Raw genomic sequence first — 14,739 nt, forward strand, 5'->3', positions numbered from 1 at the left:
GGACGTGCGGGACAACGCGGATGCGATATGCCACGTTCCGCCACCGGATGCGGATGTTGACGAATTTCATGACATCCGTGCCGCGCCATCACACCGGCTTCACCGGGGTCGGTCTCCCGCATTCCGCGGCACCCGTGACATTTGTACCGCCGGACCGTGGACAACCGCATCTGCCGGGGCCCCGCCCGGCTCCGTAGCGTCGTGGTCATGACGACGAGGGCAACGAAGACGACGGGGGCGACGGTGACGCCGGGTACCGCACCGGCTGTGTCCTTCACGGGGGCCGTCAAGACGTTCGGGGAGGTGCGCGCGGTCGACGGGCTCGACCTGGTGATCGCGCCCGGCGAGACGGTGGCGCTGCTCGGCCGCAACGGTGCCGGGAAGTCCACCGCGATCGCGCTGCTGCTCGGTCTGGACGACCCGGACGAGGGGCGCGTGGAGCTGTTCGGCGGCGCGCCGCAGGAGGCGGTGCGGTCCGGCCGGGTCGGCGCCATGCTCCAGGAGGGCCGGGCGGTGCCCCGGGTCACCGTCGGCGAGCTGGTGGGTTTCGTGGCCGGGCGCTACCCGGCGCCGATGCCGGTGTCCGAGGCGCTGCGGCTCGCCGGGATCGAGGAGCTGGCCGGGCGGCGGATCGACAAGCTGTCGGGCGGGCAGACACAGCGGGTGCGCTTCGCCGTGGCGCTGGCCGGGAATCCGGCGCTGATCGTGCTCGACGAGCCGACCGCCGCACTGGACGTGGAGGCGCGGCACGCCTTCTGGACGTCGATGCGGGCCTTCACCCGGCGCGGCCACACCGTGCTGTTCTCCACGCACTACCTGGAGGAGGCCGACGCCAACGCGGACCGGATCGTCGTCGTCGACCACGGCCGGGTCGTCGCCGACGGCAGCGGCGAGGAACTGCGCCGGGCCGGGGGCGGCAGCCTGGTCTCCTTCGATCTCGCCGGGCGCGGCTCGGAAGGGCTCGGGCTGCTTCCGGGCGTGCTCTCCGTGGAGATCCGCGGCGACCGGGCCCGGCTGCGCACCGACGACTCGGACGCGACGGTGCTGGCGCTGGCCGCCATGGACGCCGTACGGAACCTGGAGGTCGCCCCGGCCTCCCTCGACGACGCCTTCATGGCGCTGACCGCGGACCCCCGCGACCTGGAGCATGTGTGATGTGGGACTACCTGCGGCTCGAAGTGCGGCGCACCCTGCGCGACGGGAAGTTCGTGATCGGCACGGTCGCGATGCCCGTGATGATGTACCTCCTCTTCACCAACCTCGGTGAGGACGCCGGGAGCTGGAAGACGGCGTCGATGGTCGGCATGGCCGCGTACGGGGCCCTGGGCGCGGCCCTCAACACCGGCGCCGGGGTCGCCGAGGACAAGGCGATCGGCTGGCTGCGGCAGCTGCGGATCACGCCGATGACCCCGCGGGAGGGCGTCATCGGACGGGCGCTGACCGGGGCGGTGACCGTGCTGCCCGCGATCACGGCGGTGCTGCTCGCGGGGGCCCTGGTCAACGGCGTACGGATGGACGCGTGGAAGTGGCCGGTCATCGCGCTGCTGCTGTGGGCGGGCTCGCTGCCCTTCACCATGCTGGGCCTCGGCAACGGCTACCGGCTCACCTCGCAGGCCATGGGCGGCATCAACATGCTCTGCTATCTGGGGCTCGCGGTGCTCGGCGGGCTGTGGTTCCCGGTGGAGCTGTTCCCCGGCTGGCTGCAGCACGTCTCGTCCTTCACGCCGACCAACCGCTTCGCCCAGCTCGGCCGGGCGGTCGCCGACGGGCAGGCGCCTTCCCTGGCGGCGCTCGCCGTGCTCATCTGCTGGCTGCTGGTCTTCGGTTCGTACGCTGTGGTCTCGTATCGCAGGGCCGCGCGCACCATCTGAACGGCACGACGGGGAATCGGAGAGTCACGGACATGTCCTGGTGGAGCAAGGTCAACGGGCAGTTCCACGAACTGCGCGCGACGCAGGCCGAGTGGAAGGCCGAGAACGAGCGGGTGAAGGCGGAGCGCCGGGCGCGCGGCGAGCACGGCCGCCCGGCCGAGGAGCTGGGCCCGCCGCCGACCGGCTTCGCGCTGCTGCCGTGGCTGCTGATGGGCATGGGCGCCTTCTCGAACATCGTCCAGGGCAAGTCCGGCAATCCGTGGCTCGGCGGCCTGGGGCTGCTCACCTTCAACTCCCTTTACATCTATGTGGTGTTCAGGGCGTTCCACAAGGAGACCCGCGGTGCGACCTCGACGCGGGTCGCGCTGCTCCTGATGACGCTGCTGACCTGCGCCCTGGTCGGTGGTTTCGGCGGCAGCTGGGTGGCGTTCTTCCCGCTGCTCGGGCTCGCGGTCGGCGCGATCGTGCGCGGCCGGCACCTCGGCAAGATCGGTCTGGGCCTGACCGCTCTCGCGGGGGTCGTCTCCGGGCTGAAGGAGGGCTGGGACGCGGTCGGTGTCGTGTACGGCACGTTCCTGTCGATGATGGTGACCGCGGCGATCCTCTCGCTGTCCGAGGCGGTACGAGAACTGCGGGCGGCCCGCGAGGAGTTGGCCCGCCAGGCGGTGGAGAAGGAGCGGCTGCGCTTCTCCCGCGACCTGCACGATCTGCTCGGCCACACGCTGTCGGTGATCGTGGTGAAGTCGGAGGCTGCGCGGCGGCTCGCGCCGCGCAGCATGGACGCGGCCCTGGAGCAGGTCTCCGACATCGAGGCGGTGGGGCGGCAGGCGCTCACCGAGATCCGGGAGGCGGTCACCGGGTACCGCGAGGGCAGCCTGGCGACCGAGCTGGACCGGGCGCGCTCGGCGCTCACCGCCGCCGGGATCGAGCCGGTCGTGCGCCAGTCGGGGCCGCCGCTGTCCGCGCAGACGGAGGCGCTGCTCGGCTGGGTGGTGCGGGAGGCGGTGACGAACGCGGTGCGCTACAGCGCCGCCACCACCTGCACGATCTCGGTGGAGGGCGCCGCGGAGCGGGTCCGGCTGCGGGTCCGCGACGACGGTGTGGGCGCGGCCGCGGTGGTGGACCGCAGCGTCGGCGGCACCGGCCTCAAGGGTCTCACCGAGCGGCTCGCCACGGCGGGCGGTTCGCTGGAGGCGGGGCCCGGCGCGCGCGGCGGATTCGAGGTGCGGGCCGAACTGCCGGTCGGCGAGCCGGAGTCGGCGCCGGGCGCCGCTCTGGCGGAGAGCGTCTGACACGGCGGGGCGGGGCGGTCCGCGTAATCTCTCCCCGTGACAGAGATGCCTCAAGACCATCGGCCGGCCAAGAGCGTGCGCGTTCTGCTCGCGGAGGACCAGGGAATGATGCGCGGCGCGCTCGCGCTGCTGCTCGGCCTGGAGGAGGACATGGAGGTGGTCGCGCAGGTCGCGGCCGGTGACGTGATCGTCGACAAGGCGCTGGAGTGCCGGCCCGACGTCGCCCTCCTGGACATCGAGCTCCCCGGTCGCAGCGGCCTGGACGCCGCCGCCGATCTGCGTGACCAGGTCCCGGACTGCCGGGTGCTGATCCTGACCACGTTCGGGCGGCCCGGGTATCTGCGCCGGGCGATGGAGGCGGGCGCGGCGGGGTTCCTGGTCAAGGACGGCCCGGTCGAGGATCTGGCCGAGTCGATCCGCAAGGTGCTGCGCGGGGAGACGGTGGTCGACCCCGCGCTGGCCGCGGCGGCGCTGTCGGCGGGGCCCAGTCCGCTGACCGCCCGGGAGGCGGATGCGCTGCGGGCGTCGGCGGACGGGGCGACCGTGTCCGACATCGCCGGGAAGCTGCACCTGTCGGAGTCGACGGTGCGGAACTATCTGTCCTCCGCCATCGGGAAGACGGGGACGCGCAATCGCATGGAGGCGATGCGGTTCGCCCGTCAGCAGGGCTGGCTGTAGGCCCTCGACGTAAGATTCCCCGGGGGCTTCGGGGGAAGGCAGGCGCTGTGACGCGGTCGGCGAGAGCAAGCACTGTGGTGGTGCTGACCGCCTTCGCCTCGGTCTATCTGATCGCCGGATCACCCCTGGCCCTCGCGGTGTTGGCGCTGCAGCTGGTCCATGTGCTCCCCGCGCTGCGCCGCGTGCGCGGGCCGTGGCTGCCGGCCCTGCAGGCCGTTGCCGGATACGGGGCGGTGCTGGCCGACGGCGCGTCCGTCGGCATCCTCGGGTTCCTCGGCGGTTCGCTGCTGCTGTGGCGTCGGCCCTGGTCGCTGCTGGTGCTGCCGGTCGCGGGCAGCGCGGCGCTGATCGGGCCGCCGGACCCGGCCATCAGCATGGTTCTGATCAGCCTGGTGGTGTACGGACTGACCAGGCTGACCGAGCGCGCCGAGGAGGCGGACGCCGCCCGCGTCGGCAGCGTCGTGGCGGCCGTCGCCGAGGAGCGGCTGCTGATGGCCGCGGAGCTCGGGGACGGCATCGGCCGCGGCCTCGCCGAGATCGGCGCGGGCGCCCGGGCCGCGCTGGCCCGCCCGGACCGGGCGGACGGCGTGCTCGCCGAGGTGACCCGCTCGGCCCGCGACTGCCTGGCATCCGCCCGCGCGTCCGCCGCGGCCTACCGTGCGCTGTCCCTGACCCCTGAACTCACCACCGCCCGCGCCCTGCTCACCACCGCGGGCATCGAGGCGGAGATCCGGACCGAGCACACCGAGCCGCTCGGCCCGCCCGGCGCCCTGCTCGCCCACGTGCTGCGCGAGGCGGTGACCGGGGTGGTACGGCGCGGCGCCACCGTCTGCCGTATCGAGACCGGCGCCGCGCACGGCCGGGTCCGGCTACGGGTCGTCAGCGACTCGGCCAGGACCGCCGACGACGAGAGCCTCGGCGAGGTGCCGGCCCGGGTCGCCGAGGCCCATGGCGTCCTGACCACCGGACTGACCCCCGAGGGGCGGTACTTCACCGAAGCCGTCCTGCCCGGCGCGGTCCGGGCGGGTACGGAGGAGACGGACGACGGCAACGCCTACCGGCTCTCCCTCGCCCTGCTCACCACCGTGCTCATCGGCTTCTGCGGCAAGGCGCTGCTGATGCTCGACGGCCGTCAACTCCTGCCCGCGGCGGCCGGGTTGGCGGCCATCGTCTACCTCCAGCTGTCCTCGGTGCACGGCCGCCACCCGTACAAGCTGGGCATGATGACCGCCCTCGCGTTCGTGCCCGTCCTCGCCTTCGGGCAGGCGTGGCTGGGCGTCCCCGGGTTCGTCGCCGGGCCGCTGCTGCTCGCCCTGCCGTGGCGGGTGGCGTGGCCGCTGGTGGGCGTGGTGGCCGGTGCGGTGGGGATGATGGGGGTGCGGCTCGGGCTCCCGGCCGGGCTCACCGTGAACTACGCGGTGTCGAGCGTGGTGACCGGCCTGGTGATGTACGGGCTGCTGCGGCAGGCGCAGATCATCCGGGAGCTGCGGCTCGACCGGCACCGGCAGGCACGGGCGGCCGTCGTCGAGGAGCGGCTGCGCGCCGCCCGCGATCTGCACGATCTGCTGGGGCACAGCCTGGCCGCCATCCTCCTCAAGTGCGAGCTGGCCCGACGGCTGCCGCCGGAGCGGGCCCGCGCGGAGCTCGACGACGTCCTCGCCATGACGGAGCGCGGCGAGGCGGATCTGCGGGCTGCCTCGGGCGGAGAGGAGGTACGGATGATGCTGGCCGCGGAGGCCGGGTCGGCGCGTTCGGTGCTGGCAGCGGCCGGGATCGAGGCCAAGGTCCGGCTGAACCACGGCGAGTTGATGTCTGCGGTGGAGACGGTGCTCAGCGCGGGGCTGCGCGAGGCCGTCACCAATGTGCTGCGGCACAGCTCCGCCGCGCTCTGCGAGATCACCACCGAGGCGTCGCGCGACGGCACCGTACTGCGCGTCCGCAACGACGGGGTGTCAGGACCGCTCGGCCGCCCGGGATCGTCGGGCATCGGCAATCTGACGACGCGCCTGACGGCCCTCGGCGGCACACTGACGACCACGGTGGCGGACGGCTGGTTCACGCTGGAGGCCGTGCTGCCCGCTGCCGCGCCTGCGGACCAGGCGTCACCGCACCGGGGCTGAGCGGGCCCGGGGAAGCAGGGGTGCGTTCCCGCGCCCGCCGCGGCAGCAGCCGGTGCGCGCGGTCAGGGGTGCGCCCGGGCGAAGGCCGGCGGAGTGCACGCCGGGCGGCGCGGGGTGTGCCCCCGCTTCCCCGGGCCCGCTCAGATCCAGCCCGCCTCGGAGGCGATCCGGACCGCGTCCGTGCGGTTGCGGGCGTTCAGCTTGGCGACGATCCCGGTCAGGTAGTTGCGCACGGTGCCCGCCGACAGATGGATGCGGGTGGCGATCTCCGTCGCCTCCGCGCCCTCCGCCACGAGCCGCAGCACATCCGTCTCCCGGGAGGTGAGCGGGTTGTCGGCCAGGTCCCAGGCGGTGACCGCGAGGGAGGGGTCGAGCACCCGCTCCCCGGCGGCGACCTTGCGGACGGCCGCGAGCAGTTCGTCGGGCGGCGCGGTCTTCAGGACGAAGCCGTGGACCTGGGCGGCGAGCGCCCGGCGCAGATGGCCGGGTTTGCCGTACGCGGTGAGCATGAGCAGCCGGCAGTCCGGCACCTTCTCGGCGATCCTGGCCGCCGCGTCGAGACCGTCGAGCTCGCCGGGCATGTCGATGTCGAGCACGGCCACATCGGGCCGGTGGACCAGAGCCCTGGCGAGCGCGGCGGCGCCCGCGTCGGCCTCCGCGACGACCTCCAGGTCGTCCTCAAGACCCAGCAGCGTCGCCAGCGCGCTGCGGATGACGTGCTGATCCTCGGCCAGCAGTACGCGAATCACCGTCTGAACTCCCCCACTTGGCCCCTCTTGCCCCGGCGAATGTACTGCAGTGTCCGGATCATGACGAGGTCATGGCCGATCCAGGACGACGTCCGTGGGGGCGGCCTCGTTCGATCAGCAGTCTTGAACTCATGACGGACGCAGTGCAGTTGGAAGCCGTGAGCAAGGTCTACGGCAAGGGGCAGGGGGCGGTCGCCGCCCTGCGCGAGGTGTCGGTGCGGATCCCACGGGGTTCGTTCACCGCGGTGATGGGACCCTCCGGGTCGGGCAAGAGCACGTTCCTGCACTGTGCCGCCGGGCTCGACACCCCCTCCTCGGGGTCGGTGCGGCTCGGCGACACGGAGCTCGCCGGGATGAACGAGACGAAGCTGACCGAACTGCGGCGCCGCCGCGTCGGGTTCGTCTTCCAGTCCTTCAACCTGATCCCCGCCCTGGACGTGCTGGAGAACATCACTCTGCCGATGCGGCTGGCCGGCGCCCGCGTGGAGCGGGCCTGGCTGGACGAGATCGTCGCCCGGGTGGGCCTCACGGGCCGCACCGGCCACCGCCCCGCCCAGCTCTCCGGCGGCCAGCAGCAGCGGGTGGCGATCGCGCGGGCCCTGGTCACCCGCCCCGAGGTGGTCTTCGGCGACGAGCCGACCGGCGCCCTGGACACGGTGACGGCGCGCGAGGTCCTGACACTGCTGCGCGACGTGGCCGGCGCCATGGGGCAGACGGTGGTGATGGTGACGCACGACCCGATGGCGGCGGCGTACGCGGACTCCGTGCTGTTCCTGGCCGACGGCCGGATCGTGGATGCGATGACCGACCCGACGGCGGACAAGGTCGCCGAGCGGATGACCCGGCTGGGGGCGTGGACGTGATGATGGGTTTCGCGTGGAAGACGCTGCGGCACCGCAAGGCCGCGTTCGCGGGTGCGTTCGTCACCCTGCTGTGCGCCGCGGCGCTGGTCACCGGCTGCGGAATGCTGCTGGAGACCGGGCTGCGGGGGAAGGTGGCGCCCGAGCGGTACGCGGGCACACCGGTCGTCGTCGCCGGTGACCAGTATGTGCACCAGACCATCACCAAGAAGAAGGGCAAGACGAAACACAAGGCCAAGCAGATCGCCGAACGGCGGTGGATCCCGAGCGACTTGACGGGCAAGCTGCGCCGCGTACCCGGTGTCGCCAAGGTGGTTGCGGAGGTGACGTTCCCCGTCCACGGCGCGGACGGCGGCGAGGCGCTGGGCCACGGCTGGGACTCGGCGGCCCTGACCCCGTTCACCCTGGCCGCCGGTCGGGCCCCGAAGGCCGCGGACGAAGTGGTCGTGGACGCCGCGTCCGGGCAGCGGATGGGAGCGCGGCTGAAGGCGATGACCCCGGCGGGCGTGGCCTCGTACCGGATCGTCGGCGTGACGGCGCAGCACCTGAGCAGTCAGCGCACGCTGTTCTTCTCCCCCGAGCAGGCGGCGCGCCTGGCGCACCGGCCCGGACAGGTCACGGCCATCGGTGTCTTCCCGAAGGCGGGCGTCTCGACCGTCGATGTGTCGAAGGTCGTGGGGTCGTCCAGCGGCGTGGTCTCGTACGCCGGTGAGGAGCGCGGGAAGGCGGAGTTCTACGACGCCGAGCAGGCGCGGATCAAGCTGATCAGCCTGGGCGGTGCGCTGGGCGGTACGGCGCTGCTGGTGGCGGTGCTCGTGGTGGTGGGCACGTTCGCCCTGTCCGTGCAGCAGCGGCAGCGGGAGATCGCGCTGCTGCGGGCCGTCGCGGCGACACCGAAGCAGCTGCGCCGACTGCTGGGCGGTGAGGCGCTGCTGGTCGCCGCCGTCGCCTCGGTGTGCGGGGCGGGGGCCGGGCTGGGGCTGGGGTTCTGGCTGCGGTCGCGGTTCGTGGCCCTGGGCGCGATGCCGGAGCAGCTGAAGCTGGTCGTCAGCCCGTTCCCGGCGGCGGCCGCGGTGGCGGCGACGCTGGTGGCGGCCTGGGCGGCGGCGCGGCTCTCGGCCCGGCGGGCGGCGCGGATCCGGCCGGTCGAGGCGCTCGGCGAGGCGGCGCTGCCGACGGCGCGGCTGCCGTGGACGCGACTGGTGGCGGGGGCGCTGGTGACCGGCGGCGCGGTGACACTGACGCTGGTCCTGTCGACGCTGACGACCGAGGCGGCATCCGGCCCGCTGACGATGGTCACCGCCCTGATGTGGACCGTGGCCGTGGCGCTGCTCGGCCCGGTGCTGGTACGGGCGGCGGTCGCGCTGATCGGCATCGCGCTGCGGATCTCGCCCACGAGCGGCCATCTGGCCGCCGCCAACCTGCGCAGCCGGGCCCGCCGGCTGGCCTCCGTGGTGGTGCCGCTGACCCTGATGATCGGGGTGACCTGCACGATCCTGTTCGTCCCGACGACGATGGGGCACGCGGCGCAGGCGGAGGCGGAGGCCGGCAACCGGGCCGACTACGTCCTGGGCCCGCACGTCCCCGCCGCATCGGCGGCCCGGCTGCGGGACAGGAAAGGCGTGTCGGCGGTCACCGAGGTGCTGCACACGTCGGTACGGGTGGGCCTGACGAAGTACGGGGCGCAGGGCGTGACTGCGCGCGGCCTGGACCGCACGTCCGACCTGGGGGTCACGTCCGGGTCCCTGGACCGGCTGTCCCCCGGCACACTGGCCGTCAGCGAGAACGCGGCCGACCGGCTCGGCGTCCGGGTCGGCGGCACGGTGAAGATGACACTGGGCGACGGCACTCCGGCCCGGCTGCGGGTGATCGCGGTGTACTCGCGCGGCCTCGGCTTCGGTGAACTGACCCTGGACCACGCCCTGTTGGCCCAGCATGTGGACGATCCGACGGGCACGCTGCTCGTCACCGCGCCCGGTCTGAGCCGTGCGGACGTGGCGGCGGCCGTGCCGGGGGCCGCGGTCCTGGACCGGGCGCAGGCGGTCGAGGCGGCCGCTCCGGACGCGGAGGTCAACTACGTCGCCATGGGCCTGGTCATCGCCTTCACCGCGATCGCGGTCGTCAACACCCTGGCCATGTCGACGTCGGACCGCACCCGGGAACTGGCCCTGCTGCGCCTGGTCGGCACGACCCGGCGGCAGATCCTGCGGATGCTGCGCCTGGAGACGCTGACCGCGCTGCTGATCGCGGCGGTCCTGGGCACGGCCCTGTCGGTGGCCACGCTGACGGCGTTCAGCAGCGGCATGACCGGGACGGCGGCCCCGCACATCCCGCTGTCGATGTACGCGACGGTCATCGCCGTGGCGGGGGCGCTGGCGCTGACGGCGACGGCGCTGCCGGCGCGGGTCGCTCTGCGGGGGCGGGCGGCTGAGGCGGTTGCCGGGCGTGAGTGACCTCCGGTCGGGGGCGCGGGGAACTGCGCGCGCGACCACGACGAACGCCGCACCCGGCAACGCATCAGCAACCCGCGGCGGCGCGCGGCCCCGGGGCGGAGCCCCGGGGCCGCGCGCCTCAATCGCCGGAGGGGCTCGACTTGGCGGCGCTCCGGCCGGAGGCCCTCGGCATCCACACCAGAAGCACCACAACCGCCAGCACCAGGATCCCCGCCCCACAGAGGAACGCCGCCGAATACCCCCGGGTCAGCGAGACAGGATCCGCCGAACCCGCGGAGCGACTCGCCGCAACCGTCGACAAAACGGCGAGCCCCAACGAACCCCCGAGCGTCCGGGACGTGTTGACCAGCCCCGACACAAGGCCCGCATCCCCCGGCGCCGCCCCCGACGTCGCCAGCGAAGCGAGCGGCGTCATCGCGAACCCGGCCCCGGCCATCATCACGATCCCGGGCAGCATGATCGTGGTCACGTACGACCCGTTCGCGCTCATCGTGGACTGCCACGCGAACCCGGCGGCGGTCACGAGCACACCGGCCGCCGCCACGTTCCGCGCCCCGAACCGCGGCATCAGGCGCGGTGCGCACTTCGAGCCCGCGACCACCGCGAGCGAGCTGGGCACGAGGGCGAGGCCCGCCTCGACGGGGGTGTAGCCGAGCACGTTCTGCGCGTACAGCGTCATGAAGAACCACATGGCGAAGCTGCCCATGCCGCACACGAACATCGCCGCGTTGGCCGCCGCCACCGACCGCACCCGGAACAGACCGAGCGGCATCAGCGGCAGCCGCGTACGGGCTTCGACCAGGAGGAACGCCACGATCAGCGCGAGCGCGACGCCCAGCGGCACCAGGGTCGACGCCGCGCCCCAGCCCGCGGCCTCGGTCTGCACGATGCCGTACGCGAGGGTCGCCGTGCCCGCCGTCACGAGGACGGCGCCCGGCAGGTCGAGCCGCCGCTCGCCGCCGGCCCGGGACTCGCGGATCCAGCGGGCGGCGGCCGCGAGGACGACGGCGCCGAGCGGGACGTTGATGAGCAGCACCCAGCGCCAGTTGAGGCCTTCGGTGAGGACGCCGCCGACCAGTCCGCCGGCCGCGCCGCCGCCCGCGCCGACGGCGGTCCAGGTCGCGATGGCGCGGGCCCGCGCGGCCCCCTCCGGGACGGCGGAGGTCAGGATCGTGAGGGTGGAGGGGGCGAGCACCGCGGCCCCGAGGCCCTGCACGGCCCGCGCGGCGAGGAGCTGCCAGTCGTCCTGCGCGAGCCCGCCCACGAGCGAGGCGAGGGTGAACAGGCCGAGGCCCACCAGGAACATCCGCTTGCGTCCGAAGAGGTCCCCGGCCCGGCCGCCGAGCAGCATGAATCCGGCGAACGCGATCGAGTACGCGTTCACCACCCACTGCAGGCCCGTCGCACTGAGCCCGAGATCGGCGCGCATGGACGGCAGCGCGACGTTCACGACGGACACGTCGAGGACGACGAGGAACTGCCCGGCGCAGGCCACGGCCACCACCAGCCAGGCGGGCGGGGCGGATCCGGGGGTGCGTATCGAGGCGTCCGAACCGGACGAGGTCTGCAGCATGCATGTCATGGTCGCAGCACGGCGGTGCCCCGTACATCAGGATTTCGGAGCACGGGAGGTGGGCCGGAAGTCATACGTCCCCGGACCTAGGGCCACCGTCTCGAATTCCCTTGTCCGGTGATCCTCCTGTCCCGCAGACTCCCCGGATGACCACCACGCCCTTCTCCGACAAGCCCGTCCTGACCGGCGAGAGGACCGTGCTGCGTCCCTTCACCGAGGACGACGCCGCGGCCATGGCCGGGATCATCGAGGACCCCGAGGTGGTCCGCTTCACCGGTGGTTCCGCCGCGTTCACCCTGGAGCACCTGCGGTCCTGGTACGGCTCCCGCAGCGCGCAGGACGACCGTCTCGACCTCGCCGTCACCGATCGCGCGACGGGCGAGCTGGTCGGCGAGGTGGTCCTCAACGAGTGGGACCCGGAGCACCGTCACGCCACGTTCCGCACGCTCATCGGCCCGCGGGGCCGGGGCCGGGGTCTGGGCACGGAGGCGCTCCGTCTTGTCGTCGCCCACGGTTTCGGGACCGTCGGACTGCACCGGATCGGCCTGGAGGCCTTCGCGGACAACCACCGGGCCCGGCACGTCTACGAGAAGGTCGGCTTCGTCCTCGAGGGCGTGCGCCGCCAGGTCGCGCTGCACGACGGCGCCTGGCGGGACGAGGTGGTGATGGGGATGCTCGCCGACGACTGGAAGGCCGTCTGAGGGCGGGCGTCAGGCCCGCCGGACCATCGTCACCACCGCGGCGCCGCCCAGCCCGATGTTGTGCGCGAGCCCGACCCGGGCGCCGGTGACCTGGCGAGCGTCCGCCTCACCCCGCAACTGCCAGGTCAGCTCGGCCAGTTGGGCGATGCCGGTGGCGCCGAGCGGGTGTCCCTTGGAGATCAGGCCGCCGGAGGGGTTCACCACCCAGCGGCCGCCGTACGTCGTGGCGCCCGACTCGACGAGCTTGCCGGACTCCCCCGCCTCGCACATGCCGAGCGCCTCGTACGTCAGGAGTTCGTTGATCGAGAAGCAGTCGTGGAGTTCGATGACGTCGACGTCGTCGATGCCGAGCCCGGACCGCTCGAACACCTGGCGCGCCGCCTCCCGCGACATCGGCTGCCCGACCACGTCGATGCACGATCCCGACGCGAAGGACTCCTCGGTGTCCGTCGTCATCGACTGGGCGACGATCTCCACCGCCTTGTCTCCGAGGCCCCGTTCCTCGACGAACCGCTCGGAGACGACGACGGCCGCCGCGGCGCCGTCGGAGGTCGGCGAGCACTGGAGCTTGGTGAGCGGCAGGTGGATGGTCTTCGCGGCGAGGATCTCGTCGACGGTGTACACGTCCTGGAACTGGGCGTACGGGTTGTTCGCCGAGTGCCGGTGGTTCTTGGCGGCGACCGCCGCGAGCTGCGCCGCGGTCGTGCCGTGCCGCTCCATGTGTTCACGGGCCGCGTCGCCGAAGATCTGGGCGGTGGGCGGGGACATCTCGAAGCCGTGCCGGGCGGCCATGATGCCGTAGTGGCGGGCGACGGGGGACGTCTTGAAGTCGCCGCCATCGGCTCCGCCGCCGAGCGCGCCGCGCTGCATCTTCTCGAAGCCGAGCGCGAGCACGCAGTCGCTCACGCCGCCCTCGACGAATTGGCGGGCCATCATCAGCGCGGTCGAGCCCGTCGCGCAGTTGTTGTTGACGTTGTAGACGGGGACGCCCGTCAACCCCAGTTCGTACGCGGCCCGTTGGCCTGCCGTGGAGGCCTGGAAGCAGTAGCCGACGGGGACCTGCTGGACGTCCCCGTAGGCGATCCCGGCGTCGGAGAGCGCGGCGCCGCCCGCTTCCCTCACCATGTCCCAGTACTGCCAGTCGCGGCTCTCGGGCTTCTCGAACGTGGTCATGCCGACGCCGACGATGTACGACTTCATGGCTGCACAGCCCTCCTGCCACTACCTGACGGACCGTCAGATAGTGGCAGGGCGGAGCGATTAACGGAAGGCCGCGTGCCCCGTCAGTGCCTGGCCGAGCGCGAGCGTGTGCATCTCGGTGGTGCCTTCGTACGTGAGCACGGACTCCAGGTTGTTGGCGTGCCGGATCACCGGGTACTCCAGGGAGATGCCGTTCGCGCCGAGGATCGTGCGGGCGGTGCGGCAGATCTCGATGGCCTCGCGCACGTTGTTGAGCTTGCCGAAGCTGATCTGCGCCGGGTGGACGCCGGTCGGCGAGTCCTTCAGCGCGGACAGCTGGAGCGCGGTCAGCGTCGCCTTGTGGAGTTCGAGCGCCATGTCGACGAGCTTCTGCTGGGTGAGCTGGAACGCGGCGATCGGCTTGCCGAACTGCTCGCGCTGCACCGCGTAGTCGCGCGCCGCCTGCCAGGCCGAGCGGGCCGCGCCGGTGACCCCCCAGACGATGCCGTAGCGGGCCTCGTTCAGGCAGGTCAGCGGGGCGCCGACGCCACGCGCCGCGGGGAGTTGCGCGGACGCCGGGAGTCGTACGCCGTCGAGGACCAGCTCGCTCGTCACCGACGCGCGCAGCGACATCTTGTGCTTGATGAGGGGCGCGGAGAAGCCGGGGCTGTCGGTGGGCACGACGAAGCCGCGCACCCCGTCCTCGGTCTGCGCCCAGACGACCGCCACGGCCGCGACGGAACCGTTGGTGATCCACATCTTGCGGCCGTCGAGCACCCAGTCGTCGCCGTCGCGGCGGGCCCGCGTCGTCATGGACGCCGGGTCGGAGCCGTGGTCGGGCTCGGTCAGGCCGAAACAGCCGATGGCCTCGCCCGCGGCCATCCTGGGCAGCCACTCCTGCTTCTGCTCCTCGGAGCCGAAGCGGTGGACGGCGAACATGGCGAGGGAGCCCTGGACGGAGACGAAGGAGCGCAGGCCCGAGTCGGTGGCCTCCAGCTCGCGGCAGGCGATGCCGTACGCGCGGGCCGACATGCCGGCGCAGCCGTAGCCCTCCAGGTGCATGCCGAGCAGGCCCATCTTGCCGAACTCGCGGGCGAGTTCGGGAAGGGCGGGCAGCTCGCCGGACTCGAACCAGTCGGCGATGTGCGGCTCGACCTTGTCGTCGAGGTACTGGCGGACCGTGTCGCGCACGGCGCGCTCCTCGTCGGTGAGGAGGGCTTCGAGGTTCAGCGGGTCGACGGGGTCGAGGGCGGGGAACGGCAT

The 14,739-nt window shown here is 73.0% G+C and carries 12 protein-coding genes; 8 read left to right on the forward strand and 4 right to left on the reverse strand.

Features of this window, described 5'->3' with window-relative positions; translation table 11 throughout:
* The first annotated feature begins 207 nt into the window (after positions 1-207).
* From ACVHNB_RS32110 to ACVHNB_RS32130, 5 genes are all read left to right on the forward strand, one after another.
* Positions 208-1,155 (forward strand): ATP-binding cassette domain-containing protein, encoded by a 948-nt coding sequence (locus ACVHNB_RS32110; RefSeq protein WP_456226450.1) that lies wholly within the window; start codon positions 208-210, stop codon positions 1,153-1,155.
* Positions 1,155-1,871, forward strand: coding sequence for an ABC transporter permease (locus ACVHNB_RS32115; RefSeq protein ID WP_456226451.1), 717 nt, complete (start codon positions 1,155-1,157; stop codon positions 1,869-1,871). Before ACVHNB_RS32110 ends, ACVHNB_RS32115 begins: the two co-directional genes overlap by 1 nt.
* A gap of 32 nt (positions 1,872-1,903) precedes the next feature.
* A complete protein-coding gene (locus ACVHNB_RS32120; protein ID WP_456226452.1) occupies positions 1,904-3,163 on the forward strand; it encodes a sensor histidine kinase in 1,260 nt (419 codons plus the stop codon).
* A 45-nt stretch (positions 3,164-3,208) separates the two neighbouring features.
* Positions 3,209-3,841, forward strand: coding sequence for a response regulator (locus ACVHNB_RS32125; protein WP_428957677.1), 633 nt, complete (start codon positions 3,209-3,211; stop codon positions 3,839-3,841).
* A gap of 77 nt (positions 3,842-3,918) precedes the next feature.
* On the forward strand, positions 3,919-5,961 hold the full coding sequence (locus ACVHNB_RS32130) for a histidine kinase (RefSeq protein ID WP_456226453.1): 2,043 nt from the start codon (positions 3,919-3,921) through the stop codon (positions 5,959-5,961).
* 140 nt (positions 5,962-6,101) lie between these two features.
* Here ACVHNB_RS32130 and ACVHNB_RS32135 read toward each other — a convergent pair whose 3' ends face one another.
* Positions 6,102-6,710: a response regulator transcription factor gene (locus ACVHNB_RS32135; protein WP_428955014.1), complete on the reverse strand. Its 609-nt coding sequence runs from the start codon at positions 6,708-6,710 to the stop codon at positions 6,102-6,104.
* A gap of 131 nt (positions 6,711-6,841) precedes the next feature.
* Here ACVHNB_RS32135 and ACVHNB_RS32140 point away from each other — a divergent pair, with 131 nt between their 5' ends.
* Positions 6,842-7,573, forward strand: coding sequence for an ABC transporter ATP-binding protein (locus ACVHNB_RS32140; protein ID WP_456226454.1), 732 nt, complete (start codon positions 6,842-6,844; stop codon positions 7,571-7,573).
* Positions 7,573-10,023, forward strand: a complete 2,451-nt coding sequence (locus tag ACVHNB_RS32145) for an FtsX-like permease family protein (protein ID WP_456228979.1) — start codon at positions 7,573-7,575, stop codon at positions 10,021-10,023. Before ACVHNB_RS32140 ends, ACVHNB_RS32145 begins: the two co-directional genes overlap by 1 nt.
* 118 nt (positions 10,024-10,141) lie before the next feature.
* On the opposite strand, the gene ACVHNB_RS32150 is transcribed toward ACVHNB_RS32145, so the two are convergent.
* On the reverse strand, positions 10,142-11,605 hold the full coding sequence (locus ACVHNB_RS32150) for an MFS transporter (protein ID WP_456226455.1): 1,464 nt from the start codon (positions 11,603-11,605) through the stop codon (positions 10,142-10,144).
* A 137-nt stretch (positions 11,606-11,742) separates the two neighbouring features.
* On the opposite strand from ACVHNB_RS32150, the gene ACVHNB_RS32155 reads away from it, so the two are divergent.
* On the forward strand, positions 11,743-12,297 hold the full coding sequence (locus ACVHNB_RS32155) for a GNAT family N-acetyltransferase (protein ID WP_428955011.1): 555 nt from the start codon (positions 11,743-11,745) through the stop codon (positions 12,295-12,297).
* 9 nt (positions 12,298-12,306) lie between these two features.
* Here ACVHNB_RS32155 and ACVHNB_RS32160 read toward each other — a convergent pair whose 3' ends face one another.
* Complete coding sequence (locus tag ACVHNB_RS32160) at positions 12,307-13,497, reverse strand: lipid-transfer protein (RefSeq protein ID WP_456226456.1); 1,191 nt, start codon at positions 13,495-13,497, stop codon at positions 12,307-12,309.
* 60 nt (positions 13,498-13,557) lie between these two features.
* Positions 13,558-14,739 carry an acyl-CoA dehydrogenase family protein gene (locus tag ACVHNB_RS32165; RefSeq protein WP_428955009.1) on the reverse strand — a complete coding sequence of 394 codons (1,182 nt, stop codon included), beginning with the start codon at positions 14,737-14,739 and terminating at the stop codon, positions 13,558-13,560.

It is taken from the genome of Streptomyces sp. YJ-C3 (assembly GCF_053891275.1).